Source organism: Caulobacter sp. BK020, assembly GCF_004342605.1.
Classification (GTDB): domain Bacteria; phylum Pseudomonadota; class Alphaproteobacteria; order Caulobacterales; family Caulobacteraceae; genus Caulobacter.
On record NZ_SLZL01000010.1, the window covers coordinates 13275 to 31495 of the forward strand.

Annotated in this window: 20 protein-coding genes; 8 read left to right on the forward strand and 12 right to left on the reverse strand. The window is 70.1% G+C overall.

The annotated features are described in order from the left end of the window. The first annotated feature begins 15 nt into the window (after nucleotides 1-15). Genes EV278_RS13620 through EV278_RS13655 form a run of 8 tightly spaced genes read left to right on the forward strand, consistent with a single transcriptional unit; the run spans nucleotide 16 to nucleotide 7291 of the window. The gene (locus EV278_RS13620; protein WP_132092190.1) at nucleotides 16-579 is read left to right on the forward strand and encodes a hypothetical protein; all 564 of its coding nucleotides are present in this window, start codon (nucleotides 16-18) and stop codon (nucleotides 577-579) included. A 24-nt stretch (nucleotides 580-603) separates the two neighbouring features. Next, nucleotides 604-1188 carry a hypothetical protein gene (locus EV278_RS13625; protein ID WP_132092193.1) on the forward strand — a complete coding sequence of 195 codons (585 nt, stop codon included), beginning with the start codon at nucleotides 604-606 and terminating at the stop codon, nucleotides 1186-1188. A gap of 3 nt (nucleotides 1189-1191) precedes the next feature. Further along, nucleotides 1192-1764 (forward strand): hypothetical protein, encoded by a 573-nt coding sequence (locus EV278_RS13630; protein WP_132092195.1) that lies wholly within the window; start codon nucleotides 1192-1194, stop codon nucleotides 1762-1764. A gap of 12 nt (nucleotides 1765-1776) precedes the next feature. Then, nucleotides 1777-2391: a hypothetical protein gene (locus EV278_RS13635; protein ID WP_132092198.1), complete on the forward strand. Its 615-nt coding sequence runs from the start codon at nucleotides 1777-1779 to the stop codon at nucleotides 2389-2391. Beyond that, nucleotides 2388-2969, forward strand: a complete 582-nt coding sequence (locus EV278_RS13640; protein WP_132092201.1) for a hypothetical protein — start codon at nucleotides 2388-2390, stop codon at nucleotides 2967-2969. Before EV278_RS13635 ends, EV278_RS13640 begins: the two co-directional genes overlap by 4 nt. 21 nt (nucleotides 2970-2990) lie before the next feature. After that, a complete protein-coding gene (locus EV278_RS13645; RefSeq protein ID WP_132092204.1) occupies nucleotides 2991-3800 on the forward strand; it encodes a fimbria/pilus periplasmic chaperone in 810 nt (269 codons plus the stop codon). Next, a complete protein-coding gene (locus EV278_RS13650; protein ID WP_132092207.1) occupies nucleotides 3766-6300 on the forward strand; it encodes a fimbrial biogenesis outer membrane usher protein in 2535 nt (844 codons plus the stop codon). The genes EV278_RS13645 and EV278_RS13650 overlap by 35 nt, the downstream gene beginning before the upstream one ends. Nucleotide 6301: 1 nt before the next feature. Further along, the gene (locus tag EV278_RS13655) at nucleotides 6302-7291 is read left to right on the forward strand and encodes a hypothetical protein (RefSeq protein ID WP_132092210.1); all 990 of its coding nucleotides are present in this window, start codon (nucleotides 6302-6304) and stop codon (nucleotides 7289-7291) included. Nucleotides 7292-7392: 101 nt separating this feature from the next. Here EV278_RS13655 and EV278_RS13660 read toward each other — a convergent pair whose 3' ends face one another. The 12 genes from EV278_RS13660 to EV278_RS13715 form a co-directional block, all read right to left on the reverse strand. Beyond that, nucleotides 7393-7797 (reverse strand): hypothetical protein, encoded by a 405-nt coding sequence (locus EV278_RS13660; protein WP_132092213.1) that lies wholly within the window; start codon nucleotides 7795-7797, stop codon nucleotides 7393-7395. Nucleotides 7798-8270: 473 nt separating this feature from the next. Then, entirely contained in the window at nucleotides 8271-8897 is a 627-nt protein-coding gene (locus EV278_RS13665) for a LuxR C-terminal-related transcriptional regulator (RefSeq protein WP_132092216.1), read from the reverse strand. A gap of 279 nt (nucleotides 8898-9176) precedes the next feature. Continuing rightward, nucleotides 9177-9695, reverse strand: coding sequence for a prepilin peptidase (locus EV278_RS13670; protein ID WP_165916643.1), 519 nt, complete (start codon nucleotides 9693-9695; stop codon nucleotides 9177-9179). Continuing rightward, nucleotides 9685-10641: a tetratricopeptide repeat protein gene (locus EV278_RS13675; RefSeq protein ID WP_132092222.1), complete on the reverse strand. Its 957-nt coding sequence runs from the start codon at nucleotides 10639-10641 to the stop codon at nucleotides 9685-9687. The genes EV278_RS13670 and EV278_RS13675 overlap by 11 nt, the downstream gene beginning before the upstream one ends. Next, complete coding sequence (locus tag EV278_RS13680) at nucleotides 10641-11147, reverse strand: tetratricopeptide repeat protein (RefSeq protein WP_132092225.1); 507 nt, start codon at nucleotides 11145-11147, stop codon at nucleotides 10641-10643. The genes EV278_RS13675 and EV278_RS13680 overlap by 1 nt, the downstream gene beginning before the upstream one ends. Nucleotides 11148-11149: 2 nt before the next feature. Continuing rightward, the gene (locus tag EV278_RS13685; RefSeq protein WP_132092228.1) at nucleotides 11150-12097 is read right to left on the reverse strand and encodes a type II secretion system F family protein; all 948 of its coding nucleotides are present in this window, start codon (nucleotides 12095-12097) and stop codon (nucleotides 11150-11152) included. 7 nt (nucleotides 12098-12104) lie between these two features. After that, nucleotides 12105-13100 carry a type II secretion system F family protein gene (locus EV278_RS13690; RefSeq protein ID WP_132092231.1) on the reverse strand — a complete coding sequence of 332 codons (996 nt, stop codon included), beginning with the start codon at nucleotides 13098-13100 and terminating at the stop codon, nucleotides 12105-12107. A 4-nt stretch (nucleotides 13101-13104) separates the two neighbouring features. Continuing rightward, nucleotides 13105-14451 carry a CpaF family protein gene (locus EV278_RS13695; protein ID WP_132092234.1) on the reverse strand — a complete coding sequence of 449 codons (1347 nt, stop codon included), beginning with the start codon at nucleotides 14449-14451 and terminating at the stop codon, nucleotides 13105-13107. Between the two features lie 3 nt (nucleotides 14452-14454). Then, on the reverse strand, nucleotides 14455-15672 hold the full coding sequence (locus EV278_RS13700) for a hypothetical protein (RefSeq protein WP_132092237.1): 1218 nt from the start codon (nucleotides 15670-15672) through the stop codon (nucleotides 14455-14457). Continuing rightward, nucleotides 15669-16265: a TadE family protein gene (locus EV278_RS13705; RefSeq protein WP_132092240.1), complete on the reverse strand. Its 597-nt coding sequence runs from the start codon at nucleotides 16263-16265 to the stop codon at nucleotides 15669-15671. Before EV278_RS13705 ends, EV278_RS13700 begins: the two co-directional genes overlap by 4 nt. Further along, nucleotides 16262-16765, reverse strand: a complete 504-nt coding sequence (locus EV278_RS13710) for a TadE/TadG family type IV pilus assembly protein (RefSeq protein ID WP_132092243.1) — start codon at nucleotides 16763-16765, stop codon at nucleotides 16262-16264. The genes EV278_RS13705 and EV278_RS13710 overlap by 4 nt, the downstream gene beginning before the upstream one ends. Further along, complete coding sequence (locus EV278_RS13715; protein ID WP_165916644.1) at nucleotides 16758-18188, reverse strand: pilus assembly protein TadG-related protein; 1431 nt, start codon at nucleotides 18186-18188, stop codon at nucleotides 16758-16760. Before EV278_RS13715 ends, EV278_RS13710 begins: the two co-directional genes overlap by 8 nt. Nucleotides 18189-18221 lie beyond the last annotated feature (33 nt).

The window sequence follows — 18221 nt, forward strand, 5'->3', positions numbered from 1 at the left end:
GACAGGAGCACGACCATGCGACATCCGATCATCCTGTCCGCCGCCGCGGCGAGCCTCGTGCTCGCCTGCGGAGCGGGCCCGGCCCTGGCCCAGACGGCGACGGGCACGGTGCAGGTCAACGGCACGGTGGCCAACCGCTGCCTGTTCGTGACCGGCGACGTGGTGCTGGACCTGGGCGAACTGTCCCTGCTGGCCGGCGACACCACCGCCATCGGCAGGCTCGACGGCGCCAAGCTGACCAGCCGGACCGCCACCCTGAACGGCTGGTGCAACGGGGTGTCGGCCAGCATGGCCGTCGAGGCCCTGCCGATCCTCAACACCAGCTTCACCGACGCCGCCCCCGCCGGCTTCGATCGCCGCGTCGACTATACGGCCACCGCCACGGCTTCGCCGGCCGGCGGGGCGGTGTCGGCCAGCGACAGCACCCTGGCGGCCGGGGGCGGGGCGGGCAGCACCACGGGCGTCTTCAGCAGCGACATCGTCGTCAGCTTCGCCGACCCGACCACGCCGACCAGCGGCCGGCTGGTGGCGGGCTCCTACGCCGGCTCGGTGATCGTCACGCTGTCCCCCACCACCTGAACCCGCGCCAGCAAGGAGGTCGTCATGATCCAGCATCGAACCGTCGGACTCGCGGCGACCACCCTGGCCCTCGCCGCATCCCTGGCCGGCACGTCGGCCAGGGCCCAGGACCCGGCCCGCGGCAATGTCGGACTGGACGCCCAGGTCAGCCGGGTCTGCATGCTGGGCGAGCCGAACCCGGCCGGCCTGGCGCTGGGCCAGATCTCCGAGGCCTCGGGAGCCCGGGTCGGACGGCTGGCGCCGATCGCCGCCCAGACGATCCAGCTGCCGGGCACCTTCTGCAACTATGGCGGCGCGGCCCTGGCCATCAGCGCCTCGCCCTTGGCCGTGACCAGCGGCGTCGCCCAGGCCGGCTTCACCGGCGCGGTCAACTACACCTGCTCGATCGGCGCCTGGGGGGCGACGGCCGCCACCGTCCGCACCAGCGCCACCAACGCCGCCGGCGACGGCGTCCGCTCGACGAGCGCCGCGCCCAAGGCGACCGACCTGACCCTGGTGGTCTCGGACTTCGCCACGGCCGCCGACGACCTGCTGCAGCCGGGGACCTACCTGGCCCTGGTCACCATCACCCTCGGGCCCGACGCGGGCCTGACCAATTCAGGGAGCTGAGCCATGCATCGCGCCCTGTCCCTCCTGATCGCGCCGCCGATCGTCCTGGCCCTGGCCGTCGCCGCCCACGCCCAGGCCGTGGGTCCCTCGGACTCCGCCGGACCGATCCAGATCACCGCCACGGTGCCGAACAATGTCTGCACCCTGGGCGCGCTCAGCGACGGCGACAACCTGTTCGACGTGGGCGTGCTGGTCGACACCGCCACCGGCCTGCTGCGTCCCGACCTGTCGGCGCCGCCCAAGGTTCTGACCGGAACCCAGTGCAGCTCCCGCAGCCAGCTGACCATCGCGGCCACCCCGATGACCGCCCAGGCCTTCGTCACCCCCCCGCCGACCGGCTTCTCGCGCGGCGTCGACTACACGGCCACGGCCTCGGGCTGGACGCCGATCGACGCCAGCTACTCGACCGGCGCCGCCGCCAACGCCGCGGCCTCGCAGGTCCGTGAAACCGCGGGCAGCGCCGACATCACGATCAGCCTGTCGGGCTTCGCCACCGCTGGCGGCCCGGCGCTGCGCCCGGTCGCCGACGACGTCTACCAGGGCGCCGTCGTCGTCACCCTGGCCGCGGCCAGCTGAAGGAGGACGATCATGCGCGACACCCGATCCATCGCCGTCGCCACCCTGGTCACGGCCTCGGCCGTCACCCTGCTGCTGGTCGGCCAAATGGCCAGAGCCCAGACCGACGACAACACCCGCGAGATGGTGGTGCGCGGCCGTGTGCCGAAGGTCTGCACCCTCGCCGCCCCCGCCCTGAGCTCGGGCGCCCTGGTCAATTTCCGAACCTTGAACGGCTCCAGCCTTGAGGTCGACGCCCTGACCGACCCGGTCACCCTGTCGACTCGCGCGGCCTCGGCCCAGGTGACCTTCGCCGCCGTCTGCAACTACGCCCACCAGATCGTGCTGGAGAGCCAGAACAACGGCCTGTGGCGCTCGGAGCTGGGCCTGACCCCGGCCCCGACCGGCTTCAGCGACGGGGTGCCCTACACCGCCACCCTGATCTGGGGCCCGGTCAGCAACACCTTCCAGGCCGACGCCAGCGCCCGGCGGCTCCGCGACAGCGCCCAGGCGGTCGACCAGCCGGTCGTCGGCGACATCGTCCTGCGGCTGGATATCCAGCCCGGGGCCACGAACCTGCAGACCAATGCGCCGCTGGTGTCGGGCGTCTATCGCGACACCCTCAGGCTGACGGTGGAACCCCAATGAAAGCCGCCCTCGTCCTCGCCCCCTTCGTCGTCGGCGCCGCGCTCGGCGCGGTCGCCTCGGCCCAGGCCCAGACCGCCTCGACCGGAGACCGGGCCAGCAACACGCTGGACCTGTTCGGCGTCGCGCCCAGCGCCTGCGTGCTGTCGCCGCCGTCCAGCGCCGCCGGGACCAACGCCAGCTTCACCGCCCAAGGGGCGCAAGGCGTGGTGCGCTTCACCCAGTTCATCGATCCGCAGACCGCCCAGCCGCGCGACGCCGTGATCAGCCTGGGCTTCCCGGTGGTCTGCAACTCGGCCCATCGCCTGGTGGTGCGCACCGACGGCGCCGGCCTGACGCGCACGGCTGGACCGGCCCCGGCCCCTGGCTTCCGCGACAGCCTGGGCTTCCAGCTGTCGGCCGATTGGGCCGGGCTGAGCGCCACCGGCCAGAGCAGCTCTCCCACCCCGATCAACCTGCAGACCGCCAACGGCGCGGCCGGGCTGATGAACCTCACTGTCAACATCACCGGCGGGGGCGCGCCGATGGTCGCCGGCGACTACGCGGGAACGCTGGTCGTCGAAATCGAAGCCTCGAACTGAACCACAAGGAGCGGACCCCTAATGTTGTGTTCGAACAACCATCGCAAGCGTTGGCTGGGAGCGGTCGCCGCCGCCAGCCTGGCGCTGGCCGGCGCGGCCGGAACGGGGACGCCCTTGCTGGGCGGCGCCGCCCTGGCCATGACCGTCCAGCCGGTCGTCATCGACCTCAAGCCCACCGGGCGCGGCATGTCGCAGATCGTGACCGTGCAGAACACCTTCGCCAACCCGTTGCCGGTGGAGCTGCGCGCCGAGGAGCTGACCTTCGACGACAAGGGCGCTCATCCGGGCGACACCCAGACCAACGACCTGTTGATCTTTCCGCCCCAGGCGGTGATCCAGCCGGGCGAGACCCAGTCGTTCCGGATCCAGTGGGTCGGCGACCCGGCCCTGGCCCAGAGCAAGCACTACTACGTCACCGTCGCCCAGATGCCGGTGAAGCTGCCCGAGGGCCAGTCGGCGATCCAGATCCTGTACAATTTCCAGGTCCTGGCCAGCGTCGCCCCCAACGGCGGCAAGCCGAACCTGGCGCTGTCGAAGTCGGAGATCGGCGCGGACGCCGACGGCAAGCCGATCCCGATCGTCTATGTCGCCGACACCTCCAACACCCACGGCTACCTGTCTCGCGGACGGCTGAAGATCACCGAGAAGGACGCCGCGGGAAAGGTCGTCTTCCAGCGAACCCTCCCCGGCCCCGAGATCCAGCAGACGATCGGCTTCGGCCTGATCGCCCCCGGCCAGACGCGCCGGATCGCCGTTCCCATCGAACTGCCGCTGACGGCGGCAGCAGGAGGCTCCCTTGAGGCTCAATTCTCGTCCGACGAAGGGCGCTAGGACGCGCGCCTACCGGCGCTGGCTGCTCGCCGGCTGCCTGGCCGCCGCCGCGACCCCGGTCGCGGCCCTGGCCGACCCGATCCCGTACCTGGCGCTCGCCCAGGAACCGACGGCCACGCCATCGAACGGCCCAGCCTCAGCCGACGCCCTGCGCCGGCTGAACCCCACGGGCCGCGACGTCAACCTGACGGTCCCGCTGAAGGACGGCGACTTCTACCTGGGCGACATGCCGCTGACGATCTCGGCGGACGGCCAGCTGTCGATGCCGTCCGAGCGGCTGCTGGGCCTGCTGGCCCCGGTGCTGGACGCCGCCTCGGTGGCCGCCCTGCGCTCGGCTTTCAACGGCCGGGCCCTGGTCGGACCCGAAGCGGTCACCCACGCCCAGCTGCAGATGACCTACGACCCCAAGGCCCTGGAGCTGCGGATCAACATCCCGCCCGAGCTGAAGGCCGTGCGCAGCCTGCAGGTCACCCCGATGGACCATGCGGGCCTGGGCAGCTTCACCCCGCCGGCCGGCTTTAGCGGATACCTGAACATCCGCGGCTCGGTCGACTATGTGGAGCAGGGCGTCGACAACGGGCTGGGCGACCCGACCTTCCTGCTCGACAGCGCCATCCGGCTCTCCGGCCTGGTGCTGGAGAACGAGGCGGTCTGGCAGCCGGGCGGGCGCAACGACTACCAGCGCCTGGGCACCCGGGTGGTCTATGACGACCTCAAGCACACCGCCCGCTGGACGTTCGGCGACCTGCAGGCCACCAGCCGCGGCTTCCAGTCGGCGCCCGACATCGCCGGGATCTCGGTCTTCCGCTCCTACAGCGTGCTGGCCCCGCAGACGATCGCCCGGCCGCGCGGCCGCGAGAGCTTCACCCTGGCCCGACCTTCGGACGTCAGCGTGATCCTCAACAACCAGCTGACCCGTCGGCTGCACCTGGATCCGGGCCGCTACAACGTGCGCGACTTCCCGTTCGCCCAGGGCTCCAACGACGTGCGCCTGGTGGTCGAGGACGACACCGGACGGCGCGAGGTCCTGCAGTTCAACGTCTTCTTCGACCGGGCCCAGCTGGATCCGGGCCTGTCTGAATTCGGCGCCTATGCCGGCGTCAAGGCACCGCTGCTGGCCGACGGACCCGACTATACCCAGAACTTCACCTTCAGCGGCTTCTACCGGCGGGGCGTCACCGACCGGGTGACCCTGGGGGTCAACGGCCAGGGCGACGAGGATACCGTCATGGCCGGGTTCGAAGGCCTGTTCGGCCTGCCGGTCGGCACGCTGGGCGTCGACTTCGCCCTGTCGCACATCGACGGCTTCGGCTCGGGCTATGCGACGACGGTCACCCTGCAGCGCCTGTTCCAGTTCGCCGGCGGCCGCGCCGACGCCCTGAACCTGTCGTTCGAGAGCCGCAGCCGCGAGTTCGGACCGGTGGGGACCTTCATCCCCGACAACCGCTACGACTACGAACTGGGCGTCGGCTATTCACACGCCTTCAGCGACGCGATCTACGCCAGTTTCGACGGCCGCTATTCGCACGGCCGCGACAGCTTCCCTGACGCCAGTTCCTATCGGGCCGGCATGGGCTATCGCCTGACCTCGAACCTGGCCCTGACCGCCAACCTGATGTACGACGACGTGCCTGGACGGCGCGAGACCACCGCGTTCTTCTCGCTGTCCTGGCAGTTCTCGGACAATTCCAGCCTCCGGGCCGAATATGACGGCCGCGACGACCGCGCGCGGCTCGTCTACCAGACCCTGCATGGCCAGGGGGTGGGCTCGTACAACGCCTATGGCGAGGTTTCGCGTTCGCCCACCGACGCTGCGTTCAATGGCAGCTTCAACTACATCGCCAACCGCGCCGAGCTGGGCCTGTCGCACTTCACGGCGTTCGACGGGCCCGACAACGGCCGCACCTCGCTGCGGGTCGGCACATCCCTGGGCTTCGCCGACGGCGCGGTCTCGGTCGGACGTCCGATCTATGACAGCTTCGCGATCGTCGAGGGCCACAAGAGCCTGAAGGGCGCCGACATCATCGTGAACCCCACCCCGTTCGGCTACACCGCCAACACCGGGGGCCTGGGCACGGCGCTGGAGACCAACCTCAGCGCCTATGCCGAGCGGACAATCACAGTGGACGCGCCCAACGCGCCGGCCGGCTACGATCTGGGCTCAGGCTCGTTCCGGATGTTCCCGCCCTATCGGTCGGGCTACCGGCTGGTGGTGGGGTCGGACTATTCTATCACCGCGATCGGCCGACTGCTGGATGGCGACGGCCAGCCCCTGGCCCTGATCTCGGGTTCCGCCACGGAAATGGCCAAGCCCGACCAGCCGGCGGTCGTGCTGTTCACCAATCGCATCGGCCGCTTCGGCGCCTCGGGCCTGCACCCGGGCCGCTGGCGGATCGAGATGGGGACCACGCCCCCCACCGTCTATTTCCTCGACGTTCCCGCCAGCGCGGAGGGTTTCGTCAAGGCCGGCGACCTCAAGCCCAGCGCCTCGGGAGGCTGACATGAAACGCGGCATCGGCATGCTGTTCCTGGGGCTCGCCGTCGGCGCGGCCTCGCTGACGGCCCATGCGGCCCAAGCCCAGTGCGTGACCTTCGACCCGGTGGTGCTGTCGGGCACCTTCGACCCGTTCAACCCCAGCGGCACGACGGTCCAGACCCTGACCATCACGGCTCGCCGGCCGCCGGCGGTGGGCGGCAAGAAGACGCAGGAGGTCGACTTCATCTACCTGCGCCGGCCCGATACGCCCGCCAGCCTGGCCATCGTCCAGACCTCGACGGGCGGCCAGATCCTGGAAAACCCGCCCGGCCACGTGCTGGACCCCAACAACGTCAATCCCAACGAAGTCGAGCTGAACTTCGGCGGCGTCGGCCAGCCCGACGTGCTGACCTTCGTGGTGACGATCACCGTGCCCAGCGGCGCGGACCTGGCGGCGGGCACCACCGACCTGTTCGTCGACCAGAAATATTTCTGCAAGCGCACGGGCGGAGCGGCCGACGAATCCGGCGTGGTGCCCAACTCGCTGGACATCCGGATCAACGTGCTCAGCGCCCTGCAGGCCAGCTTCGTCGGCCCGGCCCTGGACTTCGGCGAGATCGGCGCCCTGACCACCGCCGCCCTGCCCTCGACGCCCAATTCGGTCAAGCAGCGGACGGGCAATGTGCGGGTGGCCAGCTCGGGGCCCTATTCGGTGGCCCTGACCTCGGCCAACCAGTTCCGGATGACCTATCCCGGCGGAAACCTGGGCACGGCCAACCAGCGGATTCCCTACCAACTGGACTTCCTGGGCCAGACCCGGACCACCGCCTCCCCGACCTTCAGCACGGTGACATGCCAGCGGGCCGGCCTCAGCGGCCAGTACCTGGCCATCACCCCGACCCTCCTGGAGGGCGGCGCCGGCAAGGCTCCGGCGCCCAACTACCAGGACATCCTGACCGTCACGGTGACCCCTCTCGCCGTGCCGCCCGCGACGACGCCCGTGGCTTGCATGTAGTTGGTTCCCACGGCGGCGATCGCCAAACTGAAACTCCGCCGGATCTGGTCCGGCGGGGTTCTTCCTATCCATCGACGACGGTCGGGAAAGCCGCGCCGCCCTCAGAGGGCGGTGATGCGCAGCGACAGGTCGCCGACGTGGCCGGCGTCGGCGCCGGGCTCCAGGCGCAGCACGTGCGAGCGCGAGGCGGCGGTCGCGGAGTGGCTGATCAGGGTCTGGCCCGAGGCCGACAGCTGGATCTTCTGCCCGTCGACATAGACCGCGGCGCCGCTCAGGCCCTGGGCGTGCGACAGCCAGACGTCATAGCCCGCGGCGCTGTTGCAGAACTCGGTCATCTTGCCCAGGTCGGTGGCCTGGTCGGCCGAGGCGCTGCCGGCCTGCAGGTCCACCCGGCAGATGACCGGCACATGGCCTTCCAGGCGAAGCTGATAGCTGCTGGGCGCGGCGACCGCGCTGGAGGCCAGACCGAGGAAGGCCACGGCGGCCATGAAAATCTTCGTGCGCATTGCAAACCCCGAGAGAGAGGATGACGGGAGGATCATCCGGCGCGAGGGTTAAACAGCACACCATAAAGCTTGGTAAACAAATTTTTTAATAAGGATGATAGATTGTCGCAATTAAATACAGAGTAAATATGACTCAGTAGTCAAATCAGAATAATACATTCTTACTATGCTTATATCGGAGATTGCTGGGGCGGCGAGAATGAAGACCGCACGGCAACTCATGGGCGCTGGCGGATCGACCGGCGTCGGATCAAGGCGGTGGGGGTGCTGAACCTTGATCCGACGCTCGGCGGGCGGAGCGCGCCGCTGGAGTTCACCGATGACGTTGCGGACCACATCGGTGAGCCGGTCATGTCGCTCCAGACTATACCGGGAGGGCTTCATCTGGCGACACAGTAATATTACCATCTATTCAACGACCACCAATAATGCAGCTTTGTTAAGCGGCGAAATAAATCACAGAGATTTGTCAATCACTCCAATACGTCAGCTGACGAAAGCACCGAGACAAGCTCAGCTTGACGGTGAACGCCGACTTTGACCATGGCCGAGGCCATCTGGACCCGCAGTGTATTGATGCTGACGCCGCGCTCCGCGGCGATCTCAGCCGGCTCGCGCCCCTGGGCGACCCGGGAGACGATCTCGGCCTCGGCGGGCGAGAAATTGAACATCATCCGGGCCCGCTCGACCGCATGGGCCGAGGACCGGCCGACCTCGCGCACGGTGATCAGGGCGCAGCGAAAACTGCTGTCGTCGGTGCTGAAGGGCTCGATCAGCAGCACCAGCGGTTTCTGGCTGCGCGAGCGGTGGACCAGCATGGCGCCGGATCGCCCCTGTCGAACCGCGCCGGCGATCCGACCGCGAAGCGCTTCGGCTTCGAAGTCGTTCTCGGCGTTCAGCAAGCCGCCCTTCTCGCCCAGGCCGTCGCCGTGCTGGACATAGCTCCAGGCCAGGTCGTTGGCGGCGTAGACGCAGCCCTCGCTGTCGGCGACGATCACGCCGAAGTTCACCAGATTGAGGATGGCGTTGGCCACGTGCGCCTCGAAGACGCCCCGCTCAACTTCCGAATCCACGACCTCGATCATCTTGATCAATCCCATCTGCGGCACCCACGCTGTTATGCGCGCTCGCGGCTTGCCGGATCATCTGGAAGTAATTTCAGGTGTAAATCGGCAGTTGTGCAGTTCAAATTACACCTTTTCGTATACTTCCACATCCATCATGCTTCGATCGCTCCTATCAGCATTTGATATTATTTCTTCGCCGTAATCGTACCCCGGATTGGGTAGTCAATTGTTGTGATACAGATTGAAAACATCTCGTTTTTCGGGAGAAATTCGCCCAACGGAATACATATCCGGATAAGCCGTATTCTCGGTTCATGGCCCCAGATCGATATGGACCAGGTGCTGGGTGATCCTGAACAGGCCCGCATTCCAGCCCGCATAGATCGCGCCCGCGGCGATGGCGACGCCGTAGGGCACGCCGGGGCGCAACCGCGGCCAGCCGGCGGCGGCCAGCGCCGGGACGTAGGGCCGGGCGGTCAGGGCCAGCAGCGCCAGGACGCCGCCCGCCACGGCGGTGGCCACGAGCAGCAGCAGCAGGTGGTCCAGCCCGGTAAACAGGGCGGCGGCGGCCAGCAGCTTGACGTCCCCCGCCCCTACCAGCTTGGCCGCGAACATCGGAAATCCGATCGCCAGCGCCAGGACCATGGCGCCCAGGCAGGCGGCCCAGGAGGCGACCGGCCAGCCGAACGGCAGGCCGAGCAGGAACAGGCCGGCGATGGCCAGCACCGACCCGTTCGGGATCCGGCGGCTCCAGGCGTCGCTGCCCGCCGCGATGAGCAGCAAGCCAGCATAGGCGCCCGCCCACACCAGGCGTCCGTAGTCAGTTTCCATGGCCGCCCCCTCCGCTCGCCGCCGACGCATCGGACGCCGGCCGATCCAGGCGCTGGTCCTGGGCCTTGAGGCTCAAGGCCAGGCGACGGTTTTCGCCGGCCTTGGCGTAGTAGGCGCTACGCGCCTTGCCGGCCTGATCGAGCAGGGCGACGGCGGCGTCGTAGTCGCCCCGCAGCAGGGCGGCGAAGCCGGCGTTGTTGAGCAAGGCCGCGGGATCGTCGCCGCCCGCCCCGCGCGACGAGGCCCGGGCGTAGTCTCCCTGCAGCGCCAGGACCAAGCGCAGGTTGTTCCTGGCGGCGGCTAGCTCGGGCTTCTTTTCCAGCGCCGCGACGAGGTCGGCCGACGCCTCCGGCAACCGACCCTGCAGGAGCCGCGAATAGCCGCGGTTGTTGAGCACCAGGGCGTCGCGGCCGGAGGCCTCCAGCGCATGTGCGTAGGCCTCCTCGGCAGCCGGCCAGTCGCGGCGGCGATCATATTCGCGGCCCAGGCCGTTCCAGGCGCGCCAGAGACGCGGATCGCCGGCCACGGCGACGCGCAGGGCCTGGAGCGCGGCGTCCGCACGGCCCAGGGCCGACAGGGCCAGCCCCTCGCCCTGCCGCGCCCGCGGTCCCGAGGGATCGCCGACGGGAACCCGGGCGAAGGTCACCAGGGCGGCCTGGGCGTCGCCCCGCGCCAGGCTCGTCTCGCCCAGCAGGGTCAGCAGGCGGGGATCGCCGCTGTCGGCGGCCAGGGCCTGGCCCAGCAGGCTGGACGCGTCCACCAGGCGATCCTCGGCCAGGGCTGTCTCGACGGCGGCCGCCACCGCCTCGCGGGCCGCCGGATCGGCCGTCGGCGCGACGGGTTGCGGGACGGCGGGCTTGGCGCGCCCCCAGCCGCCAGCCGCGGCGGCGGGCGTGGCGGCCAGCAGGAGAACGCAGCCGGCCGCGGCGAACAGGACCCTGGCCATCAGGGCGTCCCCACCGGGATCGCCCCGCCGGCCCGGGCGGCGGATTCGTCGGGCGGACCGCCCGCCAGGAGCGGTCCGCCGTCGACCGCCCGCCCGCTCAGCCGGGCCGAATAGGCCATGTTGTGCGTGACGATCGACGAGCCAGGATCGACCGCCAGGGCGCGGGCGTAGTAGCGGGCGCTGAGGTCGAACCGCCCCAGCTTGTCGTAGACCACCGCCTGGGCGTTGAGCACCCGCACGTCGGCCGGCGCACGGGCCGCGGCGACCTGCAGCAGCTCCAGCGCCAGGGCGTAGTCGCGGGCGCGGATGGCGTCGGCGGCGCGGGCGTAAAGCCGATCGGCCACGGCGGTCGGCGCCGGGGCGACCAGGCCGGGCGCGGGCGCGGCTTGAATCTCGGCGACCTGGGGCCCCGGCCGGACCAGGTTGGCCACTTCGCGCCAGACCACGCAGCCGCATAGGCTGGGAAGCAGCGCGCAACAGACGGTCGTCAGCAACAGGCGTCGCATGGTCAGTGCCTCTTGAGAGCGGGAAGCAGGTTGTGAGCCACATCCAGGCCGGCCGGCAACAGCAGGGCCGTGACGATCACCGGCAGGATGCAGGCGACCAGCGGCATGGTCAGCAGCACCGGGATGCGCATGGCCTTCTCCTCGCCGCGCAGGAATCGCCGCTCGCGCATCTCGGCCGAATAGGTGCGCAGGGTCTGGCCGATGCTGGCGCCCAGGCTGTCGGTCTGGATCATCAGGGCGGCGAAGGCGCGCAGGGCGTCGACATTGACCCGGTCGCTCATCCGCCGCAGGGCGTCCGGCCGCGAGCGCCCGGCGCGTAGCTCCTGCGAGACGCGGCCAAACTCGAAGGCGATGTCGCGATGCGAGGCGGCGATCTCCTGCGCCACCCGCACGAAGGCCGCGTCGAAGCCCAGCCCCGCCTCGATGCAGACCACCATCAGGTCCAGGGCGTCGGGGAACTGGTTCTCCAGCCGCTCGCGCCGGCCGGCGGCGCGCAGGTCGACGACGATCGCCGGCGTGACCAGGCCAAGGCCGCACAGCACCAGGGCGGCGACCACCAGCTGCAGCCCGGTGATCGGGGCCGAGGACAGCTTCTGCGAAACCAGCAGCAAGAGCGGCAGGCCCAGGGCCGAGCCGATGCGGGCCAGAGCGTACCAGGCGGGCGCGGACGGCGCGGGAAAACCGGCCTCGGCCAGGGTGCGGGCCAGGCGCGAAGGCTGATCCTTCCGCGCCGCCGGCAGACGCGCCTGCACCCAGGACAGCAGGGGATTGGCCGGCCGATCGGTCTTGAGCAGCGTCTCGTCGGACGCGCCCTGGGCCGCGACCGGGGCGTCTTTCATCCGGCGGCGGATCAAGGCGCCCTGCTCGAGACGCCAGACCACGGCCAGGGCGCCGCCGACGACGGCCGCGAAGACTGCGACCTGCAAGATGATGCTCAGCGCGTCGTCCATGACGTCCTCAATATTTGAAGGTGACGATCCGGCGGATCATCAGCTGGCCGACCCCGTAGAGCAGCACGATGCCGCCGACGATCGGCCAGAAGGCGGGATCGGAAAACTTGCTGGTGTAGAACTCCGGGTGGAACAGGCTGACCGCCGAGACGCAGACCACGGGCAGCAAGGACAGGATCAGCGCCGACATCCGCCCCTCGCTGGACAGGGCGCGGATGCGCTTGCTCAGCGAAGCCCGGCCGCGGATGACCGTGGCCAGGCCGGACAGGATCTCGGCCAGGTTGCCGCCTGTCTCGGTCTGGATGGCGATGCTGACGGCGAAGAACGCGATGTCGGGCGAACCGGTGCGGTGGGCCAGGTTGCGCAGGGCGTCCCGGAACTCGCCGCCATAGGTGGTCTCATCCATCACCAGGCCGAACTCGCTGCCGATCGGATCGGGCATCTCCTGGGTCACCAGATTGACCGCCGAGATCACCGGATGGCCGGCCCGCAGGGCGCGGATCATCACGTCCAGCGCCAGGGGCAGTTGCTCCTCCAGCTTGGCCAGCCGTCCGGCGCGGCGGCGGGCGATCCACAGCACCGCGACCGCAAAGCACAGGCCGGTGGCGCCGAAGCCGGCCATCAGGACCTGGGGAAAGGGCGACGAAACCGACGCGCCACGCAGGAAGATCACGGCCACCAGCCAGAGCGTGGCCGCCGCGCCGGCGGCCACGCCCAGCACCTGCACCGGCCCGGCCGACAGCCCGGCCTGGCGGCAATAGAGCGTGGCCCGGGCATGCAGGGCGGCGTAGGGCGTGCGGCCGATCCAGCTGTCGCGCGGCTGGCGCACCAGGGTCTGGTAGACCTGTTCCTGCGACAGGCCGCCCGCCATCAGGGTCAGGCGGCGATTGACCCGCTGGGTCTGTTCGCGCGCGCCGAGGAAAAGGCCGATCAGGGTCTGGCCGGCCATGGCCACGGCCACGAAGGCCAGGACCAGCGCCATGGGGAAGAAAAGGCTGTCCATCGCGTCACGCCGAGACCCGGCCCAGGGCGAACAGGTCGCTGGACAGGCTGATGCCGCGCGCGGCCAGCGCCTCCATGAACCGGGGCCGCACGCCGGTGGCTTCGTACTGGCCCAGCACGCGCCCGTCGCTCCCGCGCCCCACGCGACGGAAACGGAAGATCTCCTGCATGCAGATGACGTCCTCCTCCATGCCCGAGATCTCGGCCACGGAGACGATGCGGCGCGTCCCGTCCTCCATCCGCTCGGCCTGGACCACGACGTGGAGCGCCGACGCGATCTGGCCGCGGATCGAGCGGGCGGGAATGTCCAGCCCGGCCATGCCGACCATCTGCTCGACCCTCGACAGGGCGTCGCGCGGAGAGTTGGCGTGGACGGTGGTCATCGAGCCGTCGTGACCGGTGTTCATCGCCTGCAGCATGTCGAAGGCCTCGCCCGAGCGGACCTCGCCGACGATGATGCGGTCGGGGCGCATGCGCAGGGCGTTGCGGACCAGCTCGCGCTGCTGCACCTCGCCCTGGCCTTCGATATTGGCCGGTCGGGTCTCCAGGCGGCCGACATGCGACTGCTGCAGTTGCAGCTCGGCGGAATCCTCGATGGTGATGATCCGCTCGTGATCGTCCACATAGGCCGACAGGGCGTTGAGCAGGGTGGTCTTGCCCGAGCCGGTGCCGCCGGAAATCAGCACGTTGCGGCGCGCCTGGACCACCGCCTCGAGCACCAGGGCCATCTCCCGCGAGATGCTGCCCAGCTCGACCAGGCGGTCCATGGCCAGCGGCGTGCGGGCGAACTTGCGGATCGAGACCAGGGGCCCGTCCACCGCCAGCGGCGGGATGATGGCGTTGACGCGCGAGCCGTCGGCCAGGCGGGCGTCGACCATCGGCTGGCTCTCGTCGACCCGGCGGCCCACCGCGGCGACGATCTTGTTGATGATCCGCACCAGGTGGCGGGTGTCCTGGAAGCGGACGTTGGTGCGCTGCAGGCGGCCGGCCCGCTCGACATAGACCACCTCGTGGGTGTTGATCAGGATGTCGGTGACGCTGTCGTCCTTGAGCAGAGGCTCCAGCGGCCCCAGGCCCAGCAGCTCGTCGAGGATCTCCTCGACCAGCTGGTCGGTCTGGCTGGGGGTCAGAAGACGCTTTTCCTCCATCAGCAGGCCGATGACCGCGCCGCGGATATCCTGGCGCAGGGCGTCGCGCGGCGTGCGGTCCAGCAGGCTCAGATTGAGCAGGTCGATCAGCCGCTGGTGCAGCCGGACCTTCAGCCCCAGGGCGTCGTCGATGGGCGCCCCCTGCGGATAGGCGGCGGCCACCGCCGTGGCCTCGATATGTCGGGTTTCGTCGCCCCAAAGCATGACTTACCTCTCCGCTCCCACCGCCGCCGCGACACGCGTCGGCGCCACCAAGTCCGCCAGGCGGTCGATCGCCGCCTCGATCTTGCTGCCGCGCCGCACGGCGGCCAGCGACACGCCCTGGTCGATGGCTTGATGCATCAGCCGGCGGTCCTCCGGGATCACCAGGTCGAAGGGCCGGCCGATCGCCTGCTGCGCCGCCTTCAGCGTCAGGCCGCCGGCGCCGTCGGCCTCGACCTGGTTGCAGATCAGCGTCACCGGCACGTCGTCCAGCCGCTGGGCGGACAGCATGTGCAGCTGCCGGCGAACCATGTGCACGTGCGGCACCGACAGCCGGGTGACCAGCAGGATGCGCTGCGACTGGCGCAGCAGGCGGTTGGTCCAGGCGGTCCAGACGGCGGGCGAATCGACCAGGGTGATTTCGAAGTCCCGGCGCAGGCCGGCGGTCAGTCCGTCGATCAGCGCCGGGTTCAGGCTCTCGACCGGCATCAGCTCGCCCGGGGCGGCCAGCACGCTGACCCCGCTGCGGTGCGCGGTCAGGGCCGAGGCGAAGGACATCTCCTCGACCGCCCCGCCCGCCGCCAGCACCTGGGCCACGGTGACCGGGTCGGGAATGTCGAGATAGAGCGCCGCGGCGCCCATCTGCAGGTCCAGGTCCGCCACGCAGACCCCGGCGGAGGCCGGGTTGGCGGCCAGCCGCACCGCAGTCTGCACCGCCAGCGAGGTGGCCCCGACACCGCCGCCGGCCTTGAGCAGGGTGATGATCTCGCCGCTGCGGCGCTGGGCCCGGCCGGTGTCCAGGCGGCAGAAGATCCGCTCCAGGGCGATGGCCAGGGCCGTGTCGGTGACCGGCGCCGGCAGCACGTCGGCCGCGCCCTGGTGGATCAGGCGGCGGGTCAGCTCGACATTGGCGTCGCGCATCACGACCAGCACCTCGATCCGGCCGACACAGGCCGACAGGCGCAGGGTCAGGCGATCGATCCCGGCCGGATCGGCGGCGTCCAGGCCGACGATCAGCAGGTCGAAGGTCTGGGCGGCCCGCTCGGGCCAGGGGGTGTCCAGCCCCCGGAAGGTAACCGCCGGGAACATGGCCGAAAGCATCGCCAGGGGCGGATCCGCGCCCAGACCCGGCAGGCACAGCCCCACCCGCCACGCGCAAGGCCGCTGCGGCGGCGCCGGCTCCACCGGGGGCGGCTTGATCCGGTTGAAGGGGAGCAGGCTCATGACAGGCTTTCTCCGCTGAGGGTCGAGGCCATGTTCGGCAGGGTGAAGGGCGTGACCCCCACGACCTGGAGGGCGGCGCTCTGGAAGGTCATGCCGGTGAGGCTGACCGTCACCAGGGGCTCCATGTCCGGAGCGAAGGGGTTTCCCACCTTGCCCAGGCCGACATGACGATAGGTGATCACCACGTTGGCGGCCGTGATGTCGGGATCGTAGGCCTGCATCTTGGCCAGCACGGCCGCGAACGTCGTGGCGTCGAAGCCGGCGGTTCCACCGCCGCCGACGATCTGGGTGCAGGTCGAGCTGGCCCCGGAGCAGCTGAACGCCATGTCCGGGACCGTCCCGCCGCCGGCGATGCCTTGGCTGAGGCCGTCGTAGCCGGCCATGTAGGTCGAGACGATCGGGCTGACCACGGCCAGGCGCACGCCCTCGCGGGTGGCGGTCTTGGCGGCGTTGATGGTCCAGGCCAGGCGGCCCATGTCGATGATCGCCAGCAGCATCGAGACGAAGACCAGGCACACCAGGCCGAACTCGGCGGCCGCGGCGCCTCGCTCGTCGCGCGCCAGTCGAAGGAGGTGGCGGGCCCGGGCGGTCATTCGGTCCACGCCTGCTGGGCGCTGACCGTGAAGCTGGTCAGCGACACCCCGGTGAGGGGACCAAACGAGTCGATATAGGGCGGCGTGGCGCTGACCTGGACGATCGGCACGCCGGTCATGTCCTCGTAGCGACCGGCATAGGCGCCGCCGGCGTTGCTGACGCAGGACACCGTGACGACGACGCTGGCGTTGCTGGTCCAGTTGGCGATCAGCGGCGATCCCGTGCCGTCGCCGACCCCGGTCCGGGCCACGTTCTGGACCTTGGCCGTGTCGCCGGTGTTGGTCAGCCCGGCGCAGGTCATCGGCAGGCGGGCGGCGTAGCGGGCCGCGTCGCGCACCGCCGAGACGGCGATATGGTAGTTCCAGAACAGCCGTCCCGCCCCGACGAAAGCGAAGCACAGCAGCGTCATGAACGGCAGGACCAGCGCGAACTCCACCGCCGCCGAGCCGCCGCAGCCGGCCAGCAACCGGCGCAGCATGGGGATCGGACGGCTAGTCATAGAGCCGCACCGAATAGAGCTTGGTCTCCGCCCCGACCGACGAAACGTCGGTGGTGGCCCCGATGACCTCGCCGTAGATCGAGTTGCTGACGGCCGGGGCGGTCAGGAACAGGTCGATATAGGCGATGATGTGCACGGTCGAGCTGCCGTGGACATTGTCGGCCTGGCAGTTGGCGATCACCGCCGAGATCGTGCGGCGGTCGGGCGCGACCTGGGCGCCGGTCTTGTTGCACTGGGGCGCGGCGTAGTCGTGCGTACCGCTGCTGGCCGTCTGGCCGTCGGAGAACGCGCCGGCCGGCTTGGCGATCGAGCCGTCCAGCATGGCCAGCTCCCACTTGTAGACCTGGTAGCGGGTCGGGCTGGTCGCGCCGGCGACCGGCGCGGGGCCGTAGGCCGCCCAGCCGGTCCCGCTCGATCCGGCGGGGACCTGTGGCGTGTAGGTGGTCGGATTGATCCCCGCATGGTTGGTGGCGAAGTACTGGGCCGCGTTCCACACCCCGCTGCCCAGCACGCCCGTCTGGCCGCAGTCGAGCGGGAAGCCCATGCCGCTGGCGAGAGCCGCGGTGCTGGCGCACGAATTGCTGGGCGCCGACACCGTGGGCGTGCAGGCGCTGTTCCCGGCGGCCGTCTTGGCGCCGATCATGGTGTTCATGGCCGGCAGGAACAGCGGGTCGTTCTTGTTGCCGGCCGCCGACGACTTGTAGATGTCGAAGCGCACATTGAACCAGTCGTCGGCCGAGGCGATGTTGCCGGTCTGGGTCTGGGCCGTCGCGCCGAAGCACTCGGTCAGCGGCGGGCTGCGCCCCATGGCGTTCTTGACGTCGGCCGCGCCCGATCCCACCGATAGGAAGCCGAAGTTGCCGGGTCCCCAGGCCCCGTTGCCGCCGGGCGGCGGGGTCAGCAGGACGCTCTTGCCGATATAGGCGTCGCCGTCGAAGGTCAGGCTGGTGGCCTCGTTGGGGTTGCACAGCAGCAGCGGCGGCACCTTGCAGATCGCCGTGCCGTAGCCGGCCACCGCCCGGGCCGTGGCGTTGAACCCGCCGACGCCGGTCAGCGCGCCGAACACCAGGCCCAGGGCGCGCGGCGTCAGGCTGATGCGGATGAAGCTGGCGTTGGCGTCGCTGGTCGCCGCGACGTCGGGATCGTGGCCGCTGAGGAAGGCGATGTCGCCGGCGCTGATCGCGACATTGCCCTCGAAGGCGTCGGCCAGGGCCTCGCGGTTGCTGACTAGGCTGCCCATGGCGGCGGTCTGGGCCCGGCCCATGGCGCCCGCGCTTCCGTCCAACTGGCTGGCCCCGGCCAGGGCCGCGGCGTCAACCGCGCTCTCAAGTTCCGCCCGCAGGGCATAGGCGCGGCTGATGTCGTAGGCCAGGCCGCCGATCGTCACCAGGCCGACCAGGGCCACCCCGGTGAGGGCCGCCACGGCCCCCGATTGGTCATGAAGAAAACGTCGCGC

What these genes read in the sequence shown, in the direction of transcription:
- EV278_RS13685 (WP_132092228.1), bottom strand. Translation starts at nt 12,097, where the DNA reads ATGGACGACGCGCTGAGCATCATCTTGCAGGTCGCAGTCTTCGCGGCC.
- EV278_RS13645 (WP_132092204.1), top strand. Translation starts at nt 2,991, where the DNA reads ATGTTGTGTTCGAACAACCATCGCAAGCGTTGGCTGGGAGCGGTCGCC.
- EV278_RS13705 (WP_132092240.1), bottom strand. Translation starts at nt 16,265, where the DNA reads ATGACCGCCCGGGCCCGCCACCTCCTTCGACTGGCGCGCGACGAGCGA.
- EV278_RS13700 (WP_132092237.1), bottom strand. Translation starts at nt 15,672, where the DNA reads ATGAGCCTGCTCCCCTTCAACCGGATCAAGCCGCCCCCGGTGGAGCCG.
- EV278_RS13655 (WP_132092210.1), top strand. Translation starts at nt 6,302, where the DNA reads ATGAAACGCGGCATCGGCATGCTGTTCCTGGGGCTCGCCGTCGGCGCG.
- EV278_RS13620 (WP_132092190.1), top strand. Translation starts at nt 16, where the DNA reads ATGCGACATCCGATCATCCTGTCCGCCGCCGCGGCGAGCCTCGTGCTC.
- EV278_RS13690 (WP_132092231.1), bottom strand. Translation starts at nt 13,100, where the DNA reads ATGGACAGCCTTTTCTTCCCCATGGCGCTGGTCCTGGCCTTCGTGGCC.
- EV278_RS13695 (WP_132092234.1), bottom strand. Translation starts at nt 14,451, where the DNA reads ATGCTTTGGGGCGACGAAACCCGACATATCGAGGCCACGGCGGTGGCC.
- EV278_RS13675 (WP_132092222.1), bottom strand. Translation starts at nt 10,641, where the DNA reads ATGGCCAGGGTCCTGTTCGCCGCGGCCGGCTGCGTTCTCCTGCTGGCC.
- EV278_RS13630 (WP_132092195.1), top strand. Translation starts at nt 1,192, where the DNA reads ATGCATCGCGCCCTGTCCCTCCTGATCGCGCCGCCGATCGTCCTGGCC.
- EV278_RS13680 (WP_132092225.1), bottom strand. Translation starts at nt 11,147, where the DNA reads ATGCGACGCCTGTTGCTGACGACCGTCTGTTGCGCGCTGCTTCCCAGC.
- EV278_RS13635 (WP_132092198.1), top strand. Translation starts at nt 1,777, where the DNA reads ATGCGCGACACCCGATCCATCGCCGTCGCCACCCTGGTCACGGCCTCG.
- EV278_RS13665 (WP_132092216.1), bottom strand. Translation starts at nt 8,897, where the DNA reads ATGGGATTGATCAAGATGATCGAGGTCGTGGATTCGGAAGTTGAGCGG.
- EV278_RS13710 (WP_132092243.1), bottom strand. Translation starts at nt 16,765, where the DNA reads ATGACTAGCCGTCCGATCCCCATGCTGCGCCGGTTGCTGGCCGGCTGC.
- EV278_RS13670 (WP_165916643.1), bottom strand. Translation starts at nt 9,695, where the DNA reads ATGGAAACTGACTACGGACGCCTGGTGTGGGCGGGCGCCTATGCTGGC.
- EV278_RS13660 (WP_132092213.1), bottom strand. Translation starts at nt 7,797, where the DNA reads ATGCGCACGAAGATTTTCATGGCCGCCGTGGCCTTCCTCGGTCTGGCC.
- EV278_RS13640 (WP_132092201.1), top strand. Translation starts at nt 2,388, where the DNA reads ATGAAAGCCGCCCTCGTCCTCGCCCCCTTCGTCGTCGGCGCCGCGCTC.
- EV278_RS13625 (WP_132092193.1), top strand. Translation starts at nt 604, where the DNA reads ATGATCCAGCATCGAACCGTCGGACTCGCGGCGACCACCCTGGCCCTC.